The sequence below is a fragment of the Rummeliibacillus pycnus genome (assembly GCF_050459865.1).
Taxonomy (GTDB): Bacteria; Bacillota; Bacilli; order Bacillales_A; family Planococcaceae; genus Rummeliibacillus; species Rummeliibacillus pycnus_B.
Genome location: NZ_JBCMNM010000009.1, coordinates 15,973 through 38,401 on the forward strand (window position 1 = coordinate 15,973; position 22,429 = coordinate 38,401).

A 22,429-nucleotide genomic window follows, 5' to 3' on the forward strand; every position below is an offset into this window, starting at 1 on the left:
AGAGATGGCTATTAACATTTTAATCAGTGACCCATTAAGCGAAGATGGTATTTACCCTCTTCGCCAAGAAAAACAACTAGATTTGAATATTGTGATAAACACTGGCCTTCCACCAGAAGAATTAAAAACAATTATTAAAGACTTCGATGTATTACTTGTGCGTAGTCAAACAAAAGTAACTCGTGACATTATTGAAGCTGCTGATAACTTAAAACTAATTGGCCGAGCAGGGGTAGGGGTAGATAATATTGACCTTGAAGCTGCTACTGAAAAAGGGATTATCGTAGTCAATGCTCCAGATGGAAATACAAACTCAGCTGCTGAGCATACAACTGCTATGATTATGGCACTAGCTCGTCACATTCCACATGCATTCTTATCATTAAAAGAAGGTCGTTGGGATCGCAAAAAATTCGTCGGTGTAGAGTTAAAAAACAAAACTTTAGGTGTTATCGGATTTGGTCGTATTGGTCAAGAGGTTGCTCATCGTGCAAAAGGTAATCGTATGAATGTTATTGCTTATGATCCTTTCCTAACTGCTGAGAAAGCTGAAAAAGCCGGTGTAGATTATGGTACTGTTGAAGATGTTGCACGAGTTGCAGATTTTATCACTGTACACACACCACTTCTAGATTCAACTCGTCATATGATTAATGAAGAAGTTTTCAATGTCATGAAAGACGGCGTTCGCATTATCAACTGTGCACGTGGCGGTATTATTGACGAAGAAGCACTTTACAATGCTATTGAAATAGGTAAAGTTGCTGGTGCTGCATTAGACGTAATGGAAGATGAACCATTCGTTGGCAACCGACTTCTTGACTTACCACAAGTAATTGCTACACCTCACCTTGGTGCTTCAACTATAGAAGCTCAAGAATCTGTTGCGATTGATGTAAGTAATGATATTTTAAGTTACTTTAAAGAAGGTACTGTACTTAACCCAGTAAATATGCCATCTGTTCCTAAAGATATGGTCGCAAAAGTAGAACCATTCTTTGATCTTGCCGATAAAATTGGTGCTTTCGTTTCTAATATAACAAACGAAGCAATTGAAGAAATTAATGTTTACTATTCTGGTGAACTTGCAGGATTTGACGTACGCCCATTAACTAACAACACAGTAAAGGGTGTACTTACTCGTAACCTAGGTAACCACGTTAACAATGTAAATGCTCGTTATCTAGCTGATCGAAATTCTATCAAAATTAACGAACATAAATCTACAACTGCAAAAGCATTCTTAAACTCAATTTCAGTTGAACTTGTAACGAAAAATGAAACTCATAAAGTAAAAGGTACATTACTAAATGGATTAGGTCCACGTATCGTACAAGTTGATGAATACGTAGTTGACGTTGTGCCACAAGGTCACCTAATCTTTATCAAACATACTGATAAACCTGGTGCAATAGGCCGTGTTGGTACACTCCTTGCTGAAAAAGAAATAAACATTGCAACAATGCAAGTTGGTCGTTCAAACCAAGGCGGAAATGCAATCATGATGCTTTCTGTTGATAATTCAGTAGAAAATGTTGAATTTTTAACAGATCAAGACAATGTCTTCGAAGCAAAAGCAATTAATCTATAATAATTGAAATCTCTCATTATGTATAAATAATCTGAAGCAGCCTCATTTTATACGGAGGCTGCTTCGTTATTTTGCATAATGTTATACCAAATGTTTTGTAGAATTTAGGAAATGAATAAATACATCTTGTTCTTTAAATTCTATTAAGTGGATTCCTGTGTCGGCAGTAAAAGTCTTAATGCTGTTTGCTAAAGATATGTTCATCGCACAGTTTAGCAAATTCATTATAGTACCTCCATGAGCAACAATTGCTATACACTCAAGATCTTTATACTCCCATTGGATCTTACTTAAAATACGTTCTACTCGATAACGAAAATCAATATCCGATTCCCCGCCTTCAATTGCTACATGCATCGCTCTTCCTTCTTTTGAATAAGGATATTTAATAGCAGCTTCCTTTCTGGACATTCCTGCCAAGACGCCATTATTATATTCCATTAAATCAGGTTCTACTATCAATTGACAATGAGACTTGTCCTGAAGAATTTCAGCTGTCTTGTGAGCTCTTTGTAACGGACTAGTTATTATAAGTTCCACATTAAAATGAGCAGAAATATAATTTGCCATTTTCTTTGCTTGCTCCAAACCAGTTTCAGTTAACGGAAAATCTGCACGGCCTTCATGTACGTCCAGTAAATCTGCTTGTGATTCTCCATGTCGAATAATTAATAATTTCAATTACATAGCCCCTTTTTATATTATGTATATTGTCTGTATGGCTAAGTCCAAAATCTTAATAAAAAAAGAGTAGCAAACTAGCTACTCTGTAAATTCAATTCAATCGATAAAGCACCAAAATCAATGTTAAAATACCTGCAACAATGGTCATCGGATCTCTCAATATTTTTTTCATAGTCTTCATTTCCTTCCCCCACGGTATGAACGACTTTTTTCTTTCTAAAGTTTCAAGCTTTTAAATTAAATTTCGTCTAATAATCGAATAAGTTCATGTAGTGAGTGAATTTCGTAAGTAGGTGAAATACCTTCAATAGGTTGTTTATCTTCACGATTAATCCACGCAGAACGCACTTGAACACGAGAAGAACCTAGTATATCGGTCATTAAATTATCCCCTACCATCATTGCTTCATCCGCATTTACATTTGCTATTTCTAAAACATGCTTGAAAATTGAAGCTGCTGGCTTCCCTTCACCAAAATCACCTGAAATAATAATGTGATCAAAATAAGGTACGATCTCTGAAGTAATTTGCAATTTCGTATTTTGCAAACTTGGTGCACCATTAGTCAGTAAAATTAGTTGATACTTTCCTTTTAACGTATCTAACACTTCAAATGTTTCTTCATAAACAAAAGGACTTTGTTTTCTCACTTCTACAAAGTATTCACCTAGGTCGGCTCCAAGTTCCTCATCATTTACACCAAGCTTTGCTAATCCTCCAGTCCAAGCATCTTTACGATAGTTTGGGACAATCTTTTTAAGTTCTTGAAATTGAGGTGTAGGGTCATTAAATGTACCCCATAACCCTTCGAATGGGTTTATTCCAATCATTTGTGTGTAATCAAATGTAGGATATGTACTATATAAATCACGCGCAGTTTGTCTTACAGCTTCTTCTAATTGCTGGACATCTACATCAACAATGGAAGCAGCTTTCTCACACGTTAATGAAAATGCTGTGGCAATACTTTTTTTATCCCATAATAACGTATCATCTAAATCAAATATTACAGTTGAAATGGTCACTATTTCGTTCGCTCCCTATCTTGTTTGTTGTTAAAGATATCGTAGCATACTTTTTAAGTAAATAAACGGAATTTTCTTTAACTTTTATTTTTTTAATTGTAGTAGTTTAATATGTAACTTTATTCTTCTCGTTTTATTTTATTATCAAACTTTATAATGTATACGAATTATCGTCAAATTCTTATTAGAATCGATTTCATACTGCAAAATTCATATTAAATATACGAACATTAAATGATAGCCAATTTTGTTCATTGCGAAAAAGTGTTAAATACAAATATTAATAGTATTAATCTGTTTTCTGGATGATGTGGAATTAGCTTCGCTTTCCGCGGGCGAGCGTTGAGCCTCCTCGGCAGCTCCTAAATTAGAAATTGGTGCTTTTATTATTCTTAACAAAAATCCCCTATCGAACAAAATCGATAGGAGATTCTTTTAGATATTAATAATATTTGGATTAATACATTAAATTACTCGCACCGAATAACTATGCTTGCCATCTCTTGATTTGATCCTCAGTCCCATATACAAAATGTCCTTTAAACACTTCATGCAACTTTTTCTCACCATTGACTTCTTCCTCTTTATATGGAATCCGTGTGCGCTTACTTTCTGAAATTGGATCAGGAAGTGGAATTGCAGATAATAATGATTTTGTATAAGGATGTATTGGATGATGATAAATTTCTTCTGATGTCCCTATTTCAAGTATTTTACCAGCACGCATTACAGCAATTCGATCACTAATATACTTCACCATAGATAGATCATGTGCGATGAAAAGATATGTTAAGCCATGTTTCTTTTGTAATTCCTTCAGCAAGTTTACAACCTGTGCTTGAATAGAAACATCCAGTGCTGAGATTGGTTCATCAGCAATGATAAAGCTTGGATTTAAACTTAGAGCTCGGGCAATTCCAATTCGCTGGCGTTGACCTCCAGAAAATTCATGCGCATAGCGATTCATATGTTCTCGGTTTAGGCCTACAGCTTCGAGTAAGTTACCAATACGTTCTTTACGTTCTTTTTTATCTTTGTATAAGCCATGAATATTAAAACTTTCTGCAATTATTTCCCCGGCAGTCATACGTGGATTTAACGATGCATATGGATCTTGGAAAATCATTTGCATTTCACGATTAAATGATTTTAAATCCTTATGATTCTTTTTATCATGCACATTTCGATCTTTAAAGATAATTTCGCCATCCGTAATGTCATATAAGCGAATAATGGAACGTCCAGTAGTTGATTTTCCACAACCCGATTCCCCTACAAGTCCAAGGGTCTCACCTTTATAGACATCGAAGCTGATATCATCTACAGCTTTAATCGATCCAAAATACTGTTTTAAATTTTTAACTTCTAATATTTTCTCTGCCATTTTGAGAATCCTCCTTCGCAAGATAGCCTTCAATACGCTTACGTACTTCTTCTGGCACAGGAACTTTTGGTGCATCTGGATGAAGAAGCCATGTTTTTGCAAAATGGGTTTCGCTTACACGGAACATTGGTGGCTCTTCTTCGTAATCAATTTGCATTGCAAATTCATTTCGTGGCGCAAAGGCATCCCCTTTTGGTGGATTGATTAAGTCAGGTGGTGAACCTGGAATCGTACGTAGTAGTTCGTCCACATTATTATCTAAGTCTGGCATTGAACCAAGCAAGCCCCAAGTATAAGGATGCTTAGGATCATAGAAAATTTCATTAACCGTACCATATTCGACAATTTGGCCAGCATACATTACAGCTACGTGATCTGCAACATTCGCAACTACCCCTAGGTCATGCGTGATAAAAACAATAGATGTATCACTATTCCGTTGAATATCCTTCATTAGCTCTAATATTTGTGCTTGAATTGTAACATCTAGTGCTGTTGTTGGTTCATCAGCAATAAGTAACTTTGGTTCTGCTGCAAGTGCTATCGCTATTACAGCACGTTGACGCATACCACCTGAAAATTCATGTGGATATTGTTTGAATCGTTTTTCTGGGAACGGAATCCCTACTTCATCGAGTAACTCAATTGCCCGTTTTTTAGCAGATTCACGTGTTGCATTTTTGTTGTGTTTTATAATAACTTCCATGATTTGCTTACCAACTTTCATCGTTGGATTTAAAGCAGTCATTGGATCTTGGAAAATCATCGCAATATCGTTACCGCGAATTTTCGTCATCTCTTTTTCCGTACATTTTATTAGATCCTTACCATTAAATAATATTTCCCCACTCTCATAAATCCCCGGTGGCTGTGGTACAAGCTTCATCAAAGCATTACTCGTTACTGATTTACCAGAACCTGATTCACCAACAATCGCAAGCGTTTGACCCTTTTCTAAAGAAAAGTTAACGCCACGAACAGCATGAACGAGTCCTGCATATGTTTTGAAATTGATTCGTAAATCTTTTACTTCAATAATCTTTTCGCCCATTCTATTCACCCTTTTCTATTTACGTAATTTTGGATCAAGCGCATCACGAAGACCATCACCCACTGCATTAAAGGCAAAAATCGTCACCGAGATAAAAAATGCTGGGAAGATTAGACGCCAAGGTGCTGTTTCTAAAGCGTTATTCCCTTCTGATGCCATTGTTCCCCAACTTGCCATTGGTGCTGGAACACCTAGTCCTAGATAACTTAAGAAAGACTCCGTGAAAATAGCAGTTGGAATTGTTAATGTCATTGTTACTAAGATTGCACCAAGTGCGTTAGGTACTAAGTGCTTCAGAATTATATGTTTGGTACCTGCACCTAATGTTCTTGCTGCAAGTACGTATTCTTGGTTTTTAATTGAAAGTACTTCCCCACGGACAATACGTGCCATATTCACCCACCCTGTTATAGAAAGTGCGATGATCATTGGTAGTAAACCTGGTTGTAGCACAACAAGTAAGATGATTACTACTAATAGATAAGGAACTGCTGTTAATACATCGGCAATACGCATCATAATATCATCAACGCGTCCACCTACTAAACCTGCGATAGAGCCCCATGCAACACCAATGATTAAATCAATAATCGCTGCTGTAATACCGATGAATAATGAAATACGTGCACCGAACCAAACACGGACAAATACATCACGACCAAGATCATCGGTACCAAACCAATGTTTCATTGAAGGGGCTTTATTATATACACCTAACTGTTCACGATAGCTGTAAGGGGATAACCATGGAACGATTATAGCCATCAAAATTACGAAGATTAATATGATTAAACCAACAATCGCTAGCTTATTATGCGAGAAACGATACATAACTTCCTTCCAGAAGGAAACGGATTTTTCCGCAAGTTTATCTGTTTCTGCATGATTTCCACCTACGATTTTAAACTTATCTTTTGCAATATTAGGCAGCTGTTGTGTCATGATTTTTTATCTCCTTTCAGCTTAATACGTGGATCGATGAATCCATATAAAATATCAACAATTAATACCGCGAATAACAAGATGATTGAGTAGAACACGGTTGTCCCCATAATAACAGTGTAATCTCGGTTCGTGATACTTGTTACGAAATATTTGCCGAGGCCTGGGATTGCAAAAATTTGTTCAACGATGAAACTACCTGTAATGACCCCAGCAAAAAGCGGACCAAGGTATGTAATAACCGGTAATAATGCATTTCGAAGTGTATGTTTGAAAACGGTTTCAAACTTTCCGATTCCTTTAGCTCGTGCCATCTTCACATACTCACTATTATTTTGTTCAAGCATGCTTGAGCGAGTTAGCTTGGCAATAAAACCCATATGAGTAATAGCAATAGCCAGTGCTGGTAAGATACTGTATTTGAATCCGTTCCAACCACTAATAGGTAGTAATTGCAACTTCAATCCCACAAAATATTGAAGTAATCCTGCTAGGATGAATGATGGTACTGAAATACCTAATACCGCAAAGGTTGTCGCAAGATAATCCGGAAACTTGTTATGATATAGCGCTGCAATAACTCCGATTAATATACCAAATCCGACAGATAACAGCATTGCTTCAATACCTAATGTCAAGGAAATTGGGAAGCTTTCAGAAATCATATCGTTTGTTGAACGACCTTTATATTTCATAGATTCACCAAAATCAAACTTTGCTGTCGAAACTAAATAATCTTTATATTGCACATACCAGGGGTTATTTAAGCCGTAAGATTCATTCAGCTGTTCTTGAATTGCTGGGGGGAAACTCTTTTCAGATGCAAATGGGCTACCAGGGGCAAGTCGCATTAAGAAGAATGTAATTGATACGATTACAAATAATGCGATGAAAATATAGACACATCTCTTTAAGATGTATTTGATCATAATAAATCCTCCTTTGTGTAATATTAGAGAACAAAGGGTTGCTTTATAATCGATTGACTCGACTATAAGCAACCCAATTGTCGTGCAATAGATGTAAATTACATATTAGCTAATACTAGCTACTAATATTATTTTTGAATATCTACAGCTTTAAGGTTAATTTCACCTAATTTATTTGGTGCCATGTTTTTCACATAATCTTTTTGTACGTAGTTGTTAACATAGAAGTAGACTGGTGCAATAGGGAATTCTTGAGTAAGGATTTTGTTACCTTCTTTTAAGTACTCAAGACGTTTTGCTTCATCAGCTTCTTTTGCAGCTTTTTCCATAAGTGATTTGTACTGTGGATTTTCCCAACCAGTATCATTGTTACCGTTTTTAGCAGTATCATAGCGTTCTAGGAATGTGTAAGCATCGTTGAAATCGGCAATCCACCCCAAACGAGCTACATCGTAATCTAGAGCTGATACTTTATCAAGATATACTTGCCATTCAGAGTTATCGATTTTAACTTCGATTCCTAAGTTTTTCACCCAACCTTCTTGAATGTATTGAGCGATTGCTTGGTGAGCTTCACTTGTGTTGATAGAAATACCAATCTTAATATCACTTGCTTTTTTAATACCTAGCTCTTTCATACCTGCTTCAAGAGCTTTTTTAGCACCATCGATATCGTTATCTTTGAAACCATTATTTTCATTTTCAAAACCAGCGATTGCTACAGGAACACCACTAAGTGCTGCTGGTTGACCACCTTTAAGGATGTCTTTTGATAAACCTTCGCGGTTAATTGCAAGAGCTAAAGCTTTACGAATGTTCGCATTTTTAGTAAATTTGCCTTTTGTATTGAATTTGTATTCATAAATTGCAGCGTAATCTTGGCTTTGAAGTGTACCGTCTTTTTTGTAGCCATCCATTGCATCAAGTGGAACAGTTTGGAATGGAGAACCTAAGTAATCGATATCACCACTTTGGAACATACGGTTAGCTGTTGCTTCAGATTCAACCATTTTCATAGTAATCGTATTTAAAGCTACATTGTCTTTATCCCAGTAATTAGCATTCTTTTTAAGAGTAATAGAATCACTGTGTTTCCACTCACCTAATGTAAATGGACCATTTGTTACGTAAGTGTCGCCTGCTTCAGCAGCCCACTTTGCATTGTCTTTAACTACTTTTTCATTAACTGGCATGTAAGTGTAGAATGAAGTTAATTCTAAAAAGTAAGGTGTTGGATTTTCAAGAGTTACTTCTAAAGTTTTGTCGTCAACGACTTTGATACCTAGAGCATCTTCTTTACCTTTACCTTCGTTGTAAGCTTGAGCGCCTTTGATTGGATAAAGAATTGAAGCGTATTCAGAAGCATTTTTAGGATCTAATGCCCATTTCCAAGCGTAAGCAAAGTCACCAGCTACAACCTGATCGCCGTTTGACCATTTTTGATCACGTAAAGTAAATGTATATTTCATTTTATCGTCACTTACTTTAATATCTTCTGCAGCAGCATTTTCTGCTTTACCATCTTTGTTAACGCGAGTTAAACCTTCAAAAACTGAGCGAATAATCCCACCCGAAGTACTATCTGTTGCTAGTTGTGGATTCATACTTGGTGGTTCAGATGGAATAACTAAATTCAATGTTTTATCTTCAGATTTAGTTTCTGTTGATGGTTTTGTTGACTCGTCTGTTTTTTCTTTAGAACCACCAAAGTTACATGCTGCTAATACAAGCATTAAAGCTGATAAAAGCACAAGTGATAAAAACTTTTTCTTCATAATAATCCCCCTTATTTGAATAAAAATAATTATTTCTTGTTACTAACTAAAAGTAACTATCTATTACTATAGCAGAGGATAGTATATAAAAAAACAAAATATCTAAATTTTCTAAAATACTTCAATTTTCAAAAATTTATGTCATATAAATATTTTTGAATAAATATTCTATTATTGTTCAAAAATAGCCATATTTTAAGTATAATTTGTCAATTTTGAATTTTTATTCATTTCAGTGTGTTTAATACTCTATTTTTTTAAATAAAAATTTCTTGCGCTTTAAAGCGTTAAAGTATCTTTATATCCTCACTGCGTTAACTTTTAGTTCTAATTATGTTTAATATTGGAATAACAAACAATAGATTTATTCACCATTATTAAAGATCCTTCATTTTTTAGTCCTATTCTTTCATATATTAATTATTGAATTTAACAGCGATATAAGAAAAAAGCTCTCATCAAGAAAAAATGATGAGAGCTTTTTAAAAATTCCTTATTCATATATGCTTAGGAATTTTGCTATTTATGCCATTTGGCAATTTGTTGGTCTGTCCCATAAACAAAATGTCCAGGGAAAACTTCATGAGTTGAAGCATCATCTCCAGTTTCCTCGTGTTCATAAGGAATACGAGTACGCGTGCTTTCAGAGATTGGATCAGGTAAAGGAATGGCTGAAAGTAGTGATTTCGTATATGGATGAACTGGATGTTGATAAATATCTTCTGAACTTCCAAGTTCTAAAATTACTCCACGACGCATAACAGCAATACGATTACTAATATATTTAACCATTGAAAGGTCATGTGCAATGAATAAATAAGTTAGTCCGCGTTCTTTTTGTAGTTGTTTTAATAAGTTAACAACTTGTGCTTGAATTGATACGTCAAGGGCAGAAATTGGTTCATCCGCAATAATAAAGCTTGGATCTAAGCTTAATGCACGGGCAATACCAATACGTTGGCGTTGACCCCCTGAGAATTCATGGGCATATCGGTTTGCGTGTTCACGGTTTAAACCTACTGCTTCAAGCAATGAACCAATTTTCTCTTTACGTTCTGCTTTGTTTTTGTATAATCCATGAATATCAAAGGCTTCAGCAATGATTTCTCCTGCTGTCATACGTGGGTTTAAAGATGCATATGGATCTTGGAAAATCATTTGCATCTCACGGTTAAAGTCTTTTAATTCTTTTCTAGACTTTTTGCCATGGATATCTTTTCCTTTGAATTTAATTTCACCATTAGTAATATCATAAAGTCGGATGATAGAACGACCAGTTGTAGATTTACCGCAGCCGGATTCTCCTACAAGCCCTAGCGTTTCACCTTTATAGACATCGAAGCTGATACCATCTACGGCTTTAATTGAGCCAAAATGCTGCTTTAAGTTTTTAACCTCTAGTATTTTCTCAGACATTTTGTTCACCGTCCTTTGCTAAATAACCATCAATTCGTTTTTGAACGGCTTCTGGAATAGGAACTTCCGGTGCATCTGGATGTAGTAGCCAAGTTTTTGCAAAGTGCGTATCACTTACTTTAAACATTGGTGGCTCTTGTTCGTAATCAATTTGCATCGCAAATTCATTACGAGGTGCGAATGCATCACCTTTTGGTGGATGAATTAGATTTGGTGGTGAACCTGGGATTGTACGCAATAATTCATCGGTTTTATTATCAAGGTCTGGCATTGAACCAAGTAATCCCCATGTATATGGATGTCTAGGATTGTAGAAGATTTCGTTTACTGTACCGTATTCTACAATTTGTCCAGCATACATAACCGCTACACGATCTGCAATATTCGCTACAACACCAAGATCATGCGTGATGAAAATAATAGATGTGTTACTTTTCTTTTGAATTTCCTTCATTAATTCAATAATTTGAGCTTGAATGGTAACGTCAAGAGCTGTTGTTGGTTCATCCGCAATAAGAAGTTTAGGTTCAGCCGCCAATGCTATGGCGATTACTACACGTTGGCGCATCCCACCTGAAAACTCATGTGGATATTGTTTAAAACGTTTTTCTGGGAATGGAATCCCTACTTCATCTAGTAACTCAATGGCACGTTTTTTAGCTGATTCTCTGGTTGCTTTTTTATTGTGCTTTAAAATAACTTCCATGATTTGCTTACCAACTTTCATCGTTGGGTTTAAAGCAGTCATTGGATCTTGGAAAATCATCGCAATATCGTTACCACGAATTTTCGTCATTTCTTTTTCAGACAATGGAATGAGATCTCGTCCTTCAAATAGGATTTGACCATTATCATAAATGCCTGGTGGTTGAGGAATGAGTTTCATCAAAGCGTTACTTGTAACACTTTTACCAGAACCTGATTCACCAACGATGGCAAGTGTCTCACCTTGTTTTAGGTCGAAACTAACACCACGAACTGCGTGAACAATACCTGCATACGTTTTAAAGTTAATTTTCAAATCTTTTACTTCTAATACTGTTTCACTCATTTTCTCACCTACTTCTCTACTTGATTATTTACGTAATTTTGGATCTAATGCATCACGAAGACCATCGCCAACTGCATTAAAGGCAAAAATCGTCATCGAGATAAAAAATGCTGGGAAGATTAGACGCCAAGGTGCTGTTTCTAAAGCATTATTCCCTTCAGATGCCATTGTTCCCCAACTTGCCATTGGTGCTGGAACACCTAGTCCTAAATAACTTAAGAAAGACTCTGTAAAAATAGCATTTGGAATCGTTAATGTCATTGTTACTAAGATTGCACCAAGTGCATTTGGCACTAGGTGTTTCAAAATAATATGTTTAGTACCTGCACCTAGTGTTCTTGCTGCAAGTACGTATTCTTGGTTTTTAATTGAAAGTACTTCCCCACGGACAATACGTGCCATGTTCACCCACCCTGTGATAGAAAGTGCGATGATCATTGGTAGTAAACCTGGTTGTAGCACAACAAGTAAGATGATTACTACTAATAGATAAGGAACTGCTGTTAATACATCGGCAATACGCATCATAATATCATCAACGCGACCACCTACTAAACCTGCGATAGAGCCCCATGCAACACCGATGATTAAATCAATCACAGCTGCAGTTAAGCCGATAAATAGAGAAATTCGAGCCCCTACCCATACACGTACAAATACGTCACGACCAAGGTCATCAGTTCCAAACCAATGCTTTGCAGATGGAGGAGCATTATATACACCTAATTGTTCCCTATAGCTATATGGAGAAAACAAAGGAACGAAAATAGCAAGTAGCATAACGATTGCTAAAATAATTAAACCTACAATCGCTAATTTGTTATGAGAGAAGCGAAGCATTACTTCCTTCCAGAAAGACACTGATTTTTCAGAAAGTTTTTCTGTATCCGCATGATTTCCACCAACAATTTTGAACTTGTCTTTTGAAATCTTAGGAGTTTCTTTTAAAGATTGTGTCATTATTTTTTCGCTCCTTTCAGCTTGATACGTGGATCGATTAGTCCATAAAGAATATCTACTAGTAATACCGCAAATAATAGAATAATTGAGTAGAATACTGTCGTACCCATAATTACCGTATAATCACGGTTTGTAATACTAGTTACAAAATATTTACCTAAACCAGGAATCGCGAAGATTTGTTCCACGATGAAACTACCTGTAATAACACCAGCTGCTAATGGTCCTAGATACGTTACAACTGGTAGAAGAGCATTTCGTAGGGTGTGTTTGAAGACGGTTGTCCATTTACCAATCCCTTTAGCGCGTGCCATTTTCACATATTCACTATGATTTTGTTCAAGCATACTTGAACGAGTTAGTTTTGCGATAAAACCCATATGTGTAATCGCGATTGCAAGTGCAGGCAAAATACTATAAACGAAACCATTCCAACCACTAATCGGTAATAGCTGCATTTTTAGACCTACAAAGTATTGTAATAATCCCGCTAAAATAAAGGACGGAACAGATATACCAAGGACTGCAAATGTAGTCCCTAAATAATCGGGGAATTTATTATGATAGAGTGCTGATACAACACCTATTAAAACACCTAAACCAACTGCAAGAATCATTGCTTCAATACCTAATGTCAAAGAGATTGGGAAACTTTCACTGATCATATCATTTGTAGAACGACCTTTATATTTCATAGATTCACCAAAATCGAATTTTGCAGTTGAAATTAAATAGTCTTTATATTGAACATACCATGGATTATCTAATCCATATTCCTCATTAAGAGCTTGCTGAATTTCAGGTGGCACACTCTTTTCGCTTGCAAATGGGCTACCAGGAGCAATTCTCATAAGGAAGAATGTAACAGTTACAATTACAAAAAGTGCAATCAGTATATATCCAAGTCTTTTTAAAATATACTTAACCATTCGTATAGCCTCCTCAAACTTTCATAATATAGAATAGGTTGCCGAGTACTCACCGAAGTGATGCCTGGCAACCCTAATTGTGATTACTTACCAGAAGGCTAGTAATACAAAATGTTATGAATTATTTTTCGATTTTAACATTTTTAAGGTTAATGTTTCCTAGTAGGTCAGGAGCCATACCTTTAACGTTATCTTTTACAACATATAAATTAGTATAATCATAAATTGGTGCTACCGGATATTCAGACATAAACACTTGTTCAGCTTCTTGAAGAAGTTCTAAACGTTTTGCTTCATCAGTTTCTTTAGTAGCTTTAGCCATTAAGTCTTTGTATTTAGGATTTTCCCAACCAGTCATGTTGTTACCATTAGCAGCAGTTGTATATGCATCTAAGAATGTATTTGCATCATTATAGTCACCAGTCCAGCCCATTCGAGCAACTTGGTAGTCTAATTTTTGCACTTTGTCTAGGTAAACTTGCCATTCAGAAGTATCAATTGTTACGTCAATACCTAAGTTTTTATGCCATCCTTCTTGGATGTATTGAGCGATTGCTTGGTGAGCTTCGTCAGTATTAATAGAAAGTTTGATTTTAATATCACTAGCTTTAGAAATACCTAATTCTTTCATACCTTGTTCAAGGGCAGCTTTTGCACCTTCAACATCGTTGTCTTTGAAGAATTGTTTTTGAGTATCCCAACCAGAGATTGATTTTGGAACGATACCATTAGCAGGTTTTTGTTCACCTTTTGTAATGTTATCAATTAAGCCTTGACGGTCAATCGCAAGAGTTAATGCTTTACGGATATTTTCGTTTTTCATCACTTTATCTTTTGTGTTGAATTTATAGACATAGCTTGATGCTAAATCTGAAATGTGTAGTGATTTGTCTTTCTTATAAGTATCAATTTTATCAAGTGATACTGATTGGAATGGTGCACCGATAAAATCAAGATCACCACTTTGGAACATACGATCAGCTGTAGCGGAAGATTCAACCATTGCAATGTTGACTGAGTCAAGATCTACATTGTTTTTATCCCAGTAGTTTTTAGATTTTTTAAGCGTTACTGATTCGTTGTGTTTCCATTCAGATAATTCGTATGGACCGTTTGTTACGTAGTTTGCACCAGCATCAGCGGCCCAGTCTTTTTTACCTTCAACTACTTTTTTATTAACTGGGAAGTAAGAGTAGAATGCAGTTAATTTTAAGAAGTAAGGTGTTGGATTGTTTAATTTTACTTCTAAAGTTTTATCATCGATAACTTTGATACCAACATCTTCAACTTTACCTTTACCAGTGTTGTAAGCTTCTGCCCCTTGGATAGGGTATAAGATGTAAGAATATTGTGACGCATTTTTAGGGTCTAATGCCCATTTCCATGCATATTCGAAATCACCAGCTACTACTGGGTCTCCATTTGACCATTTTGCATCACGTAAAGTGAATGTATAAGTTAATTTATCATCGCTAACTTTTATATCTTTAGCCATAGCATTCTCAACTTGATCTTTATCATTAACACGTGTTAAACCTTCGAATACCGCGTTAAGAATTGATCCTGATTGATTATCTGTTGCTAATTGTGGGTTTAAGCTTGGTGGTTCTGAAGCGATTGCAAGGTTAAGTGTTTTGTCGCTTGAGCCTTTTGAGGAATCCCCTTTAGAATTGTCTCCTCCAAAGCCACATGCCCCTAATACTAAAGTAAGAGCAGCAAGGATTGTTAACCACACAAAGTTTTTCTTCTTCATGTTAAAAATCCCCCTATTTCTATATAGAATTTTTGCTATTTTTAAATAGCTTGTTAATACTATATCAAACAAATAAACAGAATAAAAGAAGTTGATAGAATATTTTTAAATTCTGGACAATTGATTTAATTCTAAACTATCTTCAATTTCACAATAAATAGTTATATTTTTGTATTTTTATAAAAAATAATGATCTAAACAGTCAAATAACTAATAAATATTTTATTCTATCTATAATTATTAATTACTGTATATTCAGTCTATTGTCACAATTTAAAATTTTATTAACATACTAATTTATTAAAGTAAAATGAATAGAATGTAAATAAGCAATTCGATAAATTTTCATTAATTTATTGTGTAAATTTTCTGTATTTTGAGAATTTACTATCATTTTAAAAATTTATAACATACCAAAGTTTTACCTATATAAACAAAAAGGCTCTACCTTTACTTTTAAATAAAGGTAGAGCCTTTTTTCAAAAAAATACTTTTTTTCCAAAATATCTAACTACAAATTAAGTAAAAAGCTAGTTAAATTTCATCTAGACAGCGGCCAATTCGTTGTTGGATCGATTTCCACTTTTCATTTGAACTTGTACAGATGTAAAAGCTTTTTAAAAAGCTTTTACAGTTAGCATATAATTTCAAATATTTTTCCTCATTAATCTTGTTTTTTTGTTGTATTAAAAAGGCCGGGATTTTAGTGAATAGTTCTTCAACTATCTCGGATGATAAGCCTATTTCAAGCATTGACATAATGGGTGATAATATGCGCTCTTCTTCATCCGTAACATATACATCTGTAAAAGTAAAAACTTTATTCGCTAAGCCTTGGTAAAGTGCAGGGAAATAGTTTACATCCATCTTAGGATTTTTTACTAATTCATTCATAGCATCTGCTGTATGTGCTACACTATGGGCCCAGCCTTTCTCAGGAATAAAACCTCTTAAATCTTGTTCTAAATCTAAATATAAAAGCAATTCAGCTCTGACTTTATCCAACAATGGTAAAGAGATAAATGATTTTTCTAAGTCTTTACTTAATATTAATGCAATTAACAAAACTGAATAAGAACGTTTAAAGATATGATCGGTTTCAACATCCCCTATTTCGTAAAACAAGTACTCATCTCCTAATGCTCTTGTAAGCAAATCGACGAGTACGTCATCTGATAATTGGTCATCAATGTCAATAATTTGGCTGAACTGACGATAGATTAGTTCGTCTCTAAGTTCAGGATCTGGTGAACCAATACACTCCATCATGGCATCTAGAATCTCTTGTTGATCATAATCATTCCATGTGCTTTCACCATTTTGAATATCCGACAAGTATTTTTTTAGTGTTATTTCATCCATAAAAGAAACCTCCAATACGAATATTGCATCGACTGAATCGAAAACTTTATACAAAATTTATGTTGTCGATTACTCTGTATTGTCATTATTATTATAGACCACTGAAGTCTGATGCACATCTGTTTCATCCTATGTAACCAACGCCTCACCTATGCATAGATTGTCCAATTCTAAAATGTACTATCTATTAGATGCTTTATTAGTACTCCCCAACAACAATTAATGTAAAACAAAAATAAGTTAATAACGAAAAGCCTAGTGTATAAAATATGCACTAGGCTTACTTAGTTATTAGTAGTTATTAGTTTAAAAAAATTAATTATACGAAAATTACCCAAATAATCATTGTCACAATAATCGTTGTAATACCTTGTAAAAGTGTTGCCATGGTTTGTGCCTTATAAGCATCGGTTACTTTCATGCCACTAAATTGAGTAACTACCCAAAAGAAACTGTCGTTTACATGGCTGACAGTCATTGCTCCTGCACCAACTGCCATTACAACAAGTGATAATGGTAGTGCACCTTCAATCCCTAATGTTGGTAACATTGGTGCGATTAATGAAGATGTAATAACTAATGCCGCAGTTGATGAACCTTGTGCCGATTTTAATGCTGCTGCAATGATAAATGGTACTAATAAGAACAAGACACCTTGTGATAATGCGCCAAGATCCATTGATTGCAGAATATCAGCTACACCTGTGTTTTTAATGATAGTTCCAAATGCACCACCAGCACCCGTGATTAAAAGAATAGGAGCTGCTTCTTTTAAACTTTCTCCAATCCAATCATTTAAAGTTACTTCACTCAATTCAGGTAGTAATAAGAATGATGCCAATACACCAAATAATAGTGCTACCGATGGTGAACCGATAAATTGTAGAAAATGAGTTAAGCCAGATTTATCATCTAATGTTAATGCTGCGACTGAACCGATACCAATTAACACGATTGGTAAAACAATTGGTAAAAATACTTTGAATGTTGATGGCATTTTACCGAATGATTTAATCACTTCATCATAGTCCAAAGCTTCTTCTTGATCTGCAGGTACGTCAATTTTTGTCCCTACTTTAACTGCCCAAAAATAACCAACAATTGTCGCTGGTATAGCTACGATTAAGCCCACTAAGATAATTGTTCCTAAATAATCCGTTGCTCCAATATTTCCTGCAGCAGCAATAGGGCCAGGCGTTGGCGGTACTAATGTATGTGTTGCATATAAACCCGTTGCTAGAGCTACAGCCATAGATGCTACTTTTACTTTTGCACGTTTTGCCAAAGATTTTTGTAAGCTTGATAAGATGATAAAACCTGAATCACAAAATACTGGTATTGATACAATATAACCAATAATGCTCATGGCTAATTGCGGGCGTTTTTCGCCAAGAATTCGTAATACTACTTCAGCCATACGATACGCTGCACCTGATTTTTCAAGAATAACACCGATAATTGTCCCTGCAATAATCACAATACCGATGTTTGTCATCAATCCCCCGAAGCCTTCATTAATATTTTTTACAACATCCAGAAGTGGCATACCTGATGCAATTCCTACGAAGAAAGCTGCAATGATTAATGCTAGAAATGGATGTAGTTTTAATTTTGCAGTTGCAAATACAATAAACAATACACCTATTAAAATAATCACAAATAACATTTCAACACCCCTATAAGTTTATTAGTCTTTGAACCATCTCATAAGTTCTTTGTTTCAAATGAAATGCAGCATTCATAATAGATTTTTCACTTGAAACCTGTTCGTTTGCTACACTAGCGATTTCGATAAAATAGTTTGCGAGTTGTTCTCTACTTGCTTCTTCTACATATCCAGAAATTAATGCTACTGGTACGTGGTGTTTTGCTGCTTCTTTTGCAATACCAACCGGCGCCTTACCAGATAATGTTTGTGAATCTGATTTTCCTTCCCCTGTTAACACAAATGATGCTGATTGAAGATGTCGCTCAAATTCAATTGCCGTCATAACAACATCAATTCCTGGTTTTAGCTCGACTGGGAAGAAAGCTAAAAAAGCTCCCCCAATACCACCAGCTGCACCTGCCCCAGCTTTTTGATGTAATGCGATACCTGTTTCTTTTTCGATAAGATCTGCTAAATGACTTAAGTTAGAATCAATTTTTTTTATCATTTCTTCAGTGGCACCCTTCTGAGGACCAAAGACTGCAGTTGCCCCATTTAGTCCTACAAGTGGATTGTCCACATCACATGCTATAACAAAGCGAGATTCTCTGATACGCTCATCAAATTTGCTTGTATCAATTCTATCTAAACTTTGTAATGATGCTGCACCTTCTACTAATTCCTTACCTTGTGCATCTAAAAACTTCATCCCTAGTGCACGAAGCATTCCAGTACCTCCGTCATTTGTAGCACTTCCCCCAATGCCAATGACAAATTTACGAAATCCAGCATTCAAAGCATGAAGAATTAGTTCACCTGTTCCGAATGTTGAAGCAATCAACGGGTTACGTTCTCCTTGTGATAACAGCGTTAAACCTGAAGCTTTTGCCATTTCAATCATGCAAGTTTCCCCATCACCAAGAATGCCATATTCTGCAGTAATCATTCTGCCTATTGGGTCCTGAACTTGAACCGAGCTAATCTCCCCATTTGTTGCATTTACAAGTGATTCAAGAGTTCCTTCACCTCCGTCTGCTACAGGTAATAGTACAGTTTCAATTTTTTCATCTACATTATGGATTGCTTCTGCCATAACTTTTGCCGCATCTGCTGCGGATAAAGATCCTTTAAAAGAATCAGGGCTGACAATGATTTTCACGTCAATACCTCCTATAAGTAAAGCGCTTACAAAGAATTATAGTGATTATTATCTGCGTTTACATTATACTTATTGTATAAATTTTCTGTCATATAACAGTGGTATTTTTGGACTTGGGGGAGTGTAAAGTGATATCAAAACAATTAGCAAATCAAATAGTTGAACAAACTATGATAAGACTTCATCGTAATATCAATGTTATGAATACAAATGGTATGATCTTAGCTTCTGGGGATCAATTACGTGTTGAAAGCATTCATGAAGGGGCGAAAATTGTAGCAGAGTCTGAAAAGCCGTTAATTATTACTGAACAAAACATGCATTTATTTCCGAAATCAAAGCCTGGTATTAATCTACCAATCTTTTTTCAAAATGAATTAGTTGGTGTAGTAGGTATTACTGGGGACCCCAATGAAATTCTCGAAATTGGTACGCTCGTTCAACTAACAACTGAAATGATGGTACATCAAGCATTAATCGCCTCTCAATCTGAATGGAAGCGTAAAATGCGTGAACGAGTTTTTGATGATTTGTTAAATGAGGAACCAATGGATCCGGTTATGAATGAACGCTTTTCTAAAGTTTCTTTTGTTCCAGAGCCACCATTTTATCTAACCATTATTAAAGCAACACCAAAAAGTCTGGCTTATCAAACATTTGTAGAATACTTAGAGGATTTCTTTATCCATGAATCCGTTTTAATTGGCAAATATCAATTAGATGAATTTTTCATCTTAACTTCTGGTATTAAAGAAGAAATTGTGAAGAAAAACCTAGCTTCTTTAGTTAAACATATTAAAAAATATGCGAACATAAAAATAGGCGTTGGACAGGCAGTAGATGATTTAAGTAAGATTCGGTATGCATATGACACAGCTAAAATTGCAATTGACTATAGTGAGCCAACACAAATCACTACATTTTTTGAACAGGTCGAACTTTATTCATTATTAAAAAAGAAGGATTCACCTGAAGCACAACAATTTACACATAGAATTTTTAAAGATGTAAACATAAAATTACTACATACTTTAGAAGAATATTTTCATTGTAATCAGCAGCTTTATTTGACCGCTGAAGTTTTAGATATTCACAGACACACACTCTCCTATCGACTGAATCAAATTTATGAACAAACAGGGTATAATCCCACTGTTTTTCAAGAGGCTATTGTATTACAAATTGCTTTGTGGCTCAGTAAAGAATATAAAAGGAAAGAGTGCCATTGACTTTTATTAAAAATGAATAGTTAAAGTAATATCTTTAATACACCAGTATTCTTAATAAAATGAGTAACATTATAATAATGTAGATCTTTTTTAGCTGAGCAATTCAAACAAATTAGTTCAGCTATTATTTATGAGCAAAATGGAAATTGGAATATTTACGAAGTATCAGTACACTACAAATTGATGACTATAATTTTTATTCAACTCAAGAAGAAAGATAGTTGAAGATCAATTACGGTGATCCGTACCATATTAGTGGTTGAGGTTAGAGGAGGGGTTATAAAATTTCCTTTTCCACAAAATTGTTATTTTCACAGTTTGGAATCAGTACGGTTATTTCAATATCTCCACCGTTCTCTCAAGCGGCTTTTTTTGGCGAATCGAGTGCGGGAACCTCTCAAAAGCAATGGGCATAAGCTGATAATATATGTCGATTTGAAAGGATGTCTTGTGCATGTTTCCTTATCTCCAAGAATTTCATCAATTCCCCTACCCTGATTATAGGTTTATGCCCCGCGGTTATAACTCCCCTTATTCTGAAGGATGGTGGCCCCGGAGCAATGGTGTCCTCGAATCGGATGAAAGATACCGTTTACCTGCTCAGCAACGGCTTACCTTCGTGCTTGTACATGGTTCTTGGGCTGACGCTCACTTCTGGGACGGAGTAGCGGCGGTGCTGCGCAGTCAAGGGCATGCCGTCTATACGCCGGAATACGCAGGTCACGGCAAAGATCCGAAGAACAAAGATGTCACGCATGCGATGATCACGAAGTCCGTCGTTGATTTTATTACGAAACTGAACCTACGCAACATTGTTCTCGTCGGACACAGCTTCGGAGGATCTGTCATCCAAAAGGTTGCAGAACAAGTTCCTGATAGCTTAAAGCGACTAGTCTTCTGGGACGCGTTCGTACTAAAAGACGGTGAATCTGTTGCCGACGAGTTACCGCCACAAACGAGACAAGGATTCGAGCAACTCAGAGCCGGCTCGAAGGATGATACGATCATGCTTCCGTTTCCACTGTTTCGGGATTTGTTCGTCAATACGGCCACATTTGAGGAAGCCAGACGGATGTATGCAGGCGTAACTCCAGAACCGGCTAGACCGCTATTCGAGAAGCTGGATCTTAAAGTGTTCTTTGCGCTGCCTACTCCTAAAAGCTATGTATATTTCTACCAAGATAACGCATTACCACAAGGGGAGGGCTTCGGCTGGCATCCGCATATGTCCATACGGCTCGGCCAGTCCCGCCTGATCGTCGGCGATGGTGACCACTTTACGGATACTCGCACAAGGCCGGACATGTTGGCACAGAAGATTTACGAGGCAGGTCGGGACTGACGTGCTGTAAGAGCATTTTATTTTGATGTATTTTAATGGAGCATTCTATTGTTATAGTAAATTAAATTCATATAAGTATTCAGTTGATTGGAATAGAGGGTTGCGACTCCATCGGAAAAGCCGGAAGATACTAAAAAAGTAAAAACAGATGTAAATTTATGATAAAAATCTGGTATAACTATCTTCGTTGAAGTGGAA

The 22,429-nt window shown here is 35.7% G+C and carries 18 protein-coding genes; 3 read left to right on the forward strand and 15 right to left on the reverse strand.

What is annotated here, in order from left to right; all coding sequences use genetic code 11:
- Nucleotides 1-4: 4 nt before the first annotated feature.
- A complete protein-coding gene (gene serA, locus ABE048_RS01485; protein ID WP_430308715.1) occupies nt 5-1,591 on the forward strand; it encodes a phosphoglycerate dehydrogenase in 1,587 nt (528 codons plus the stop codon).
- 81 nt (nt 1,592-1,672) lie between these two features.
- Here serA and ABE048_RS01490 read toward each other — a convergent pair whose 3' ends face one another.
- The 15 genes from ABE048_RS01490 to ABE048_RS01560 all read right to left on the reverse strand — a co-directional run bounded on the left by ABE048_RS01490 (nt 1,673) and on the right by ABE048_RS01560 (nt 19,660).
- On the reverse strand, nt 1,673-2,272 hold the full coding sequence (locus tag ABE048_RS01490; protein ID WP_430308716.1) for a histidine phosphatase family protein: 600 nt from the start codon (nt 2,270-2,272) through the stop codon (nt 1,673-1,675).
- 240 nt (nt 2,273-2,512) lie between these two features.
- Nucleotides 2,513-3,301 (reverse strand): HAD family hydrolase, encoded by a 789-nt coding sequence (locus ABE048_RS01495; protein ID WP_430308717.1) that lies wholly within the window; start codon nt 3,299-3,301, stop codon nt 2,513-2,515.
- Between the two features lie 487 nt (nt 3,302-3,788).
- Nucleotides 3,789-4,685, reverse strand: coding sequence for an ABC transporter ATP-binding protein (locus tag ABE048_RS01500; RefSeq protein WP_430308718.1), 897 nt, complete (start codon nt 4,683-4,685; stop codon nt 3,789-3,791).
- Complete coding sequence (locus tag ABE048_RS01505) at nt 4,660-5,736, reverse strand: ABC transporter ATP-binding protein (protein ID WP_430308719.1); 1,077 nt, start codon at nt 5,734-5,736, stop codon at nt 4,660-4,662. Before ABE048_RS01505 ends, ABE048_RS01500 begins: the two co-directional genes overlap by 26 nt.
- 15 nt (nt 5,737-5,751) lie before the next feature.
- The gene (locus ABE048_RS01510; protein ID WP_430308720.1) at nt 5,752-6,678 is read right to left on the reverse strand and encodes an ABC transporter permease; all 927 of its coding nucleotides are present in this window, start codon (nt 6,676-6,678) and stop codon (nt 5,752-5,754) included.
- Nucleotides 6,675-7,607 carry an ABC transporter permease gene (locus ABE048_RS01515; RefSeq protein WP_430308721.1) on the reverse strand — a complete coding sequence of 311 codons (933 nt, stop codon included), beginning with the start codon at nt 7,605-7,607 and terminating at the stop codon, nt 6,675-6,677. The genes ABE048_RS01510 and ABE048_RS01515 overlap by 4 nt, the downstream gene beginning before the upstream one ends.
- 128 nt (nt 7,608-7,735) lie before the next feature.
- On the reverse strand, nt 7,736-9,382 hold the full coding sequence (locus tag ABE048_RS01520; protein ID WP_430308722.1) for a peptide ABC transporter substrate-binding protein: 1,647 nt from the start codon (nt 9,380-9,382) through the stop codon (nt 7,736-7,738).
- A 519-nt stretch (nt 9,383-9,901) separates the two neighbouring features.
- Nucleotides 9,902-10,798 (reverse strand): ABC transporter ATP-binding protein, encoded by an 897-nt coding sequence (locus ABE048_RS01525; RefSeq protein ID WP_430308723.1) that lies wholly within the window; start codon nt 10,796-10,798, stop codon nt 9,902-9,904.
- Entirely contained in the window at nt 10,791-11,849 is a 1,059-nt protein-coding gene (locus ABE048_RS01530) for an ABC transporter ATP-binding protein (protein ID WP_430308724.1), read from the reverse strand. The genes ABE048_RS01525 and ABE048_RS01530 overlap by 8 nt, the downstream gene beginning before the upstream one ends.
- Before the next feature lie 24 nt (nt 11,850-11,873).
- Nucleotides 11,874-12,809 carry an ABC transporter permease gene (locus ABE048_RS01535; RefSeq protein WP_430308725.1) on the reverse strand — a complete coding sequence of 312 codons (936 nt, stop codon included), beginning with the start codon at nt 12,807-12,809 and terminating at the stop codon, nt 11,874-11,876.
- Nucleotides 12,809-13,738 (reverse strand): ABC transporter permease, encoded by a 930-nt coding sequence (locus tag ABE048_RS01540; protein WP_430308726.1) that lies wholly within the window; start codon nt 13,736-13,738, stop codon nt 12,809-12,811. Before ABE048_RS01540 ends, ABE048_RS01535 begins: the two co-directional genes overlap by 1 nt.
- A gap of 121 nt (nt 13,739-13,859) precedes the next feature.
- Nucleotides 13,860-15,491 carry a peptide ABC transporter substrate-binding protein gene (locus tag ABE048_RS01545; protein WP_430308727.1) on the reverse strand — a complete coding sequence of 544 codons (1,632 nt, stop codon included), beginning with the start codon at nt 15,489-15,491 and terminating at the stop codon, nt 13,860-13,862.
- Between the two features lie 534 nt (nt 15,492-16,025).
- Nucleotides 16,026-16,853, reverse strand: a complete 828-nt coding sequence (locus tag ABE048_RS01550; protein WP_430308728.1) for a DUF2785 domain-containing protein — start codon at nt 16,851-16,853, stop codon at nt 16,026-16,028.
- A 319-nt stretch (nt 16,854-17,172) separates the two neighbouring features.
- Nucleotides 17,173-18,519 (reverse strand): GntP family permease, encoded by a 1,347-nt coding sequence (locus ABE048_RS01555; RefSeq protein WP_430308729.1) that lies wholly within the window; start codon nt 18,517-18,519, stop codon nt 17,173-17,175.
- 10 nt (nt 18,520-18,529) lie between these two features.
- Nucleotides 18,530-19,660 carry a glycerate kinase gene (locus tag ABE048_RS01560; RefSeq protein WP_430308730.1) on the reverse strand — a complete coding sequence of 377 codons (1,131 nt, stop codon included), beginning with the start codon at nt 19,658-19,660 and terminating at the stop codon, nt 18,530-18,532.
- 128 nt (nt 19,661-19,788) lie between these two features.
- Here ABE048_RS01560 and ABE048_RS01565 point away from each other — a divergent pair, with 128 nt between their 5' ends.
- Both ABE048_RS01565 and ABE048_RS01570 read left to right on the forward strand, forming a co-directional pair.
- The gene (locus ABE048_RS01565; RefSeq protein WP_430308731.1) at nt 19,789-20,889 is read left to right on the forward strand and encodes a CdaR family transcriptional regulator; all 1,101 of its coding nucleotides are present in this window, start codon (nt 19,789-19,791) and stop codon (nt 20,887-20,889) included.
- A gap of 454 nt (nt 20,890-21,343) precedes the next feature.
- Complete coding sequence (locus ABE048_RS01570; RefSeq protein WP_430308732.1) at nt 21,344-22,231, forward strand: alpha/beta fold hydrolase; 888 nt, start codon at nt 21,344-21,346, stop codon at nt 22,229-22,231.
- Nucleotides 22,232-22,429 lie beyond the last annotated feature (198 nt).

Bases quoted from the DNA above. Each gene is read 5' to 3' on its own strand.
- serA (WP_430308715.1), top strand. From the start codon at position 5: ATGGCTATTAACATTTTAATCAGTGACCCATTAAGCGAAGATGGTATT.
- ABE048_RS01500 (WP_430308718.1), bottom strand. From the start codon at position 4,685: ATGGCAGAGAAAATATTAGAAGTTAAAAATTTAAAACAGTATTTTGGA.
- ABE048_RS01505 (WP_430308719.1), bottom strand. From the start codon at position 5,736: ATGGGCGAAAAGATTATTGAAGTAAAAGATTTACGAATCAATTTCAAA.
- ABE048_RS01510 (WP_430308720.1), bottom strand. From the start codon at position 6,678: ATGACACAACAGCTGCCTAATATTGCAAAAGATAAGTTTAAAATCGTA.
- ABE048_RS01515 (WP_430308721.1), bottom strand. From the start codon at position 7,607: ATGATCAAATACATCTTAAAGAGATGTGTCTATATTTTCATCGCATTA.
- ABE048_RS01520 (WP_430308722.1), bottom strand. From the start codon at position 9,382: ATGAAGAAAAAGTTTTTATCACTTGTGCTTTTATCAGCTTTAATGCTT.
- ABE048_RS01525 (WP_430308723.1), bottom strand. From the start codon at position 10,798: ATGTCTGAGAAAATACTAGAGGTTAAAAACTTAAAGCAGCATTTTGGC.
- ABE048_RS01530 (WP_430308724.1), bottom strand. From the start codon at position 11,849: ATGAGTGAAACAGTATTAGAAGTAAAAGATTTGAAAATTAACTTTAAA.
- ABE048_RS01535 (WP_430308725.1), bottom strand. From the start codon at position 12,809: ATGACACAATCTTTAAAAGAAACTCCTAAGATTTCAAAAGACAAGTTC.
- ABE048_RS01540 (WP_430308726.1), bottom strand. From the start codon at position 13,738: ATGGTTAAGTATATTTTAAAAAGACTTGGATATATACTGATTGCACTT.
- ABE048_RS01545 (WP_430308727.1), bottom strand. From the start codon at position 15,491: ATGAAGAAGAAAAACTTTGTGTGGTTAACAATCCTTGCTGCTCTTACT.
- ABE048_RS01550 (WP_430308728.1), bottom strand. From the start codon at position 16,853: ATGGATGAAATAACACTAAAAAAATACTTGTCGGATATTCAAAATGGT.
- ABE048_RS01555 (WP_430308729.1), bottom strand. From the start codon at position 18,519: ATGTTATTTGTGATTATTTTAATAGGTGTATTGTTTATTGTATTTGCA.
- ABE048_RS01570 (WP_430308732.1), top strand. From the start codon at position 21,344: ATGTTTCCTTATCTCCAAGAATTTCATCAATTCCCCTACCCTGATTAT.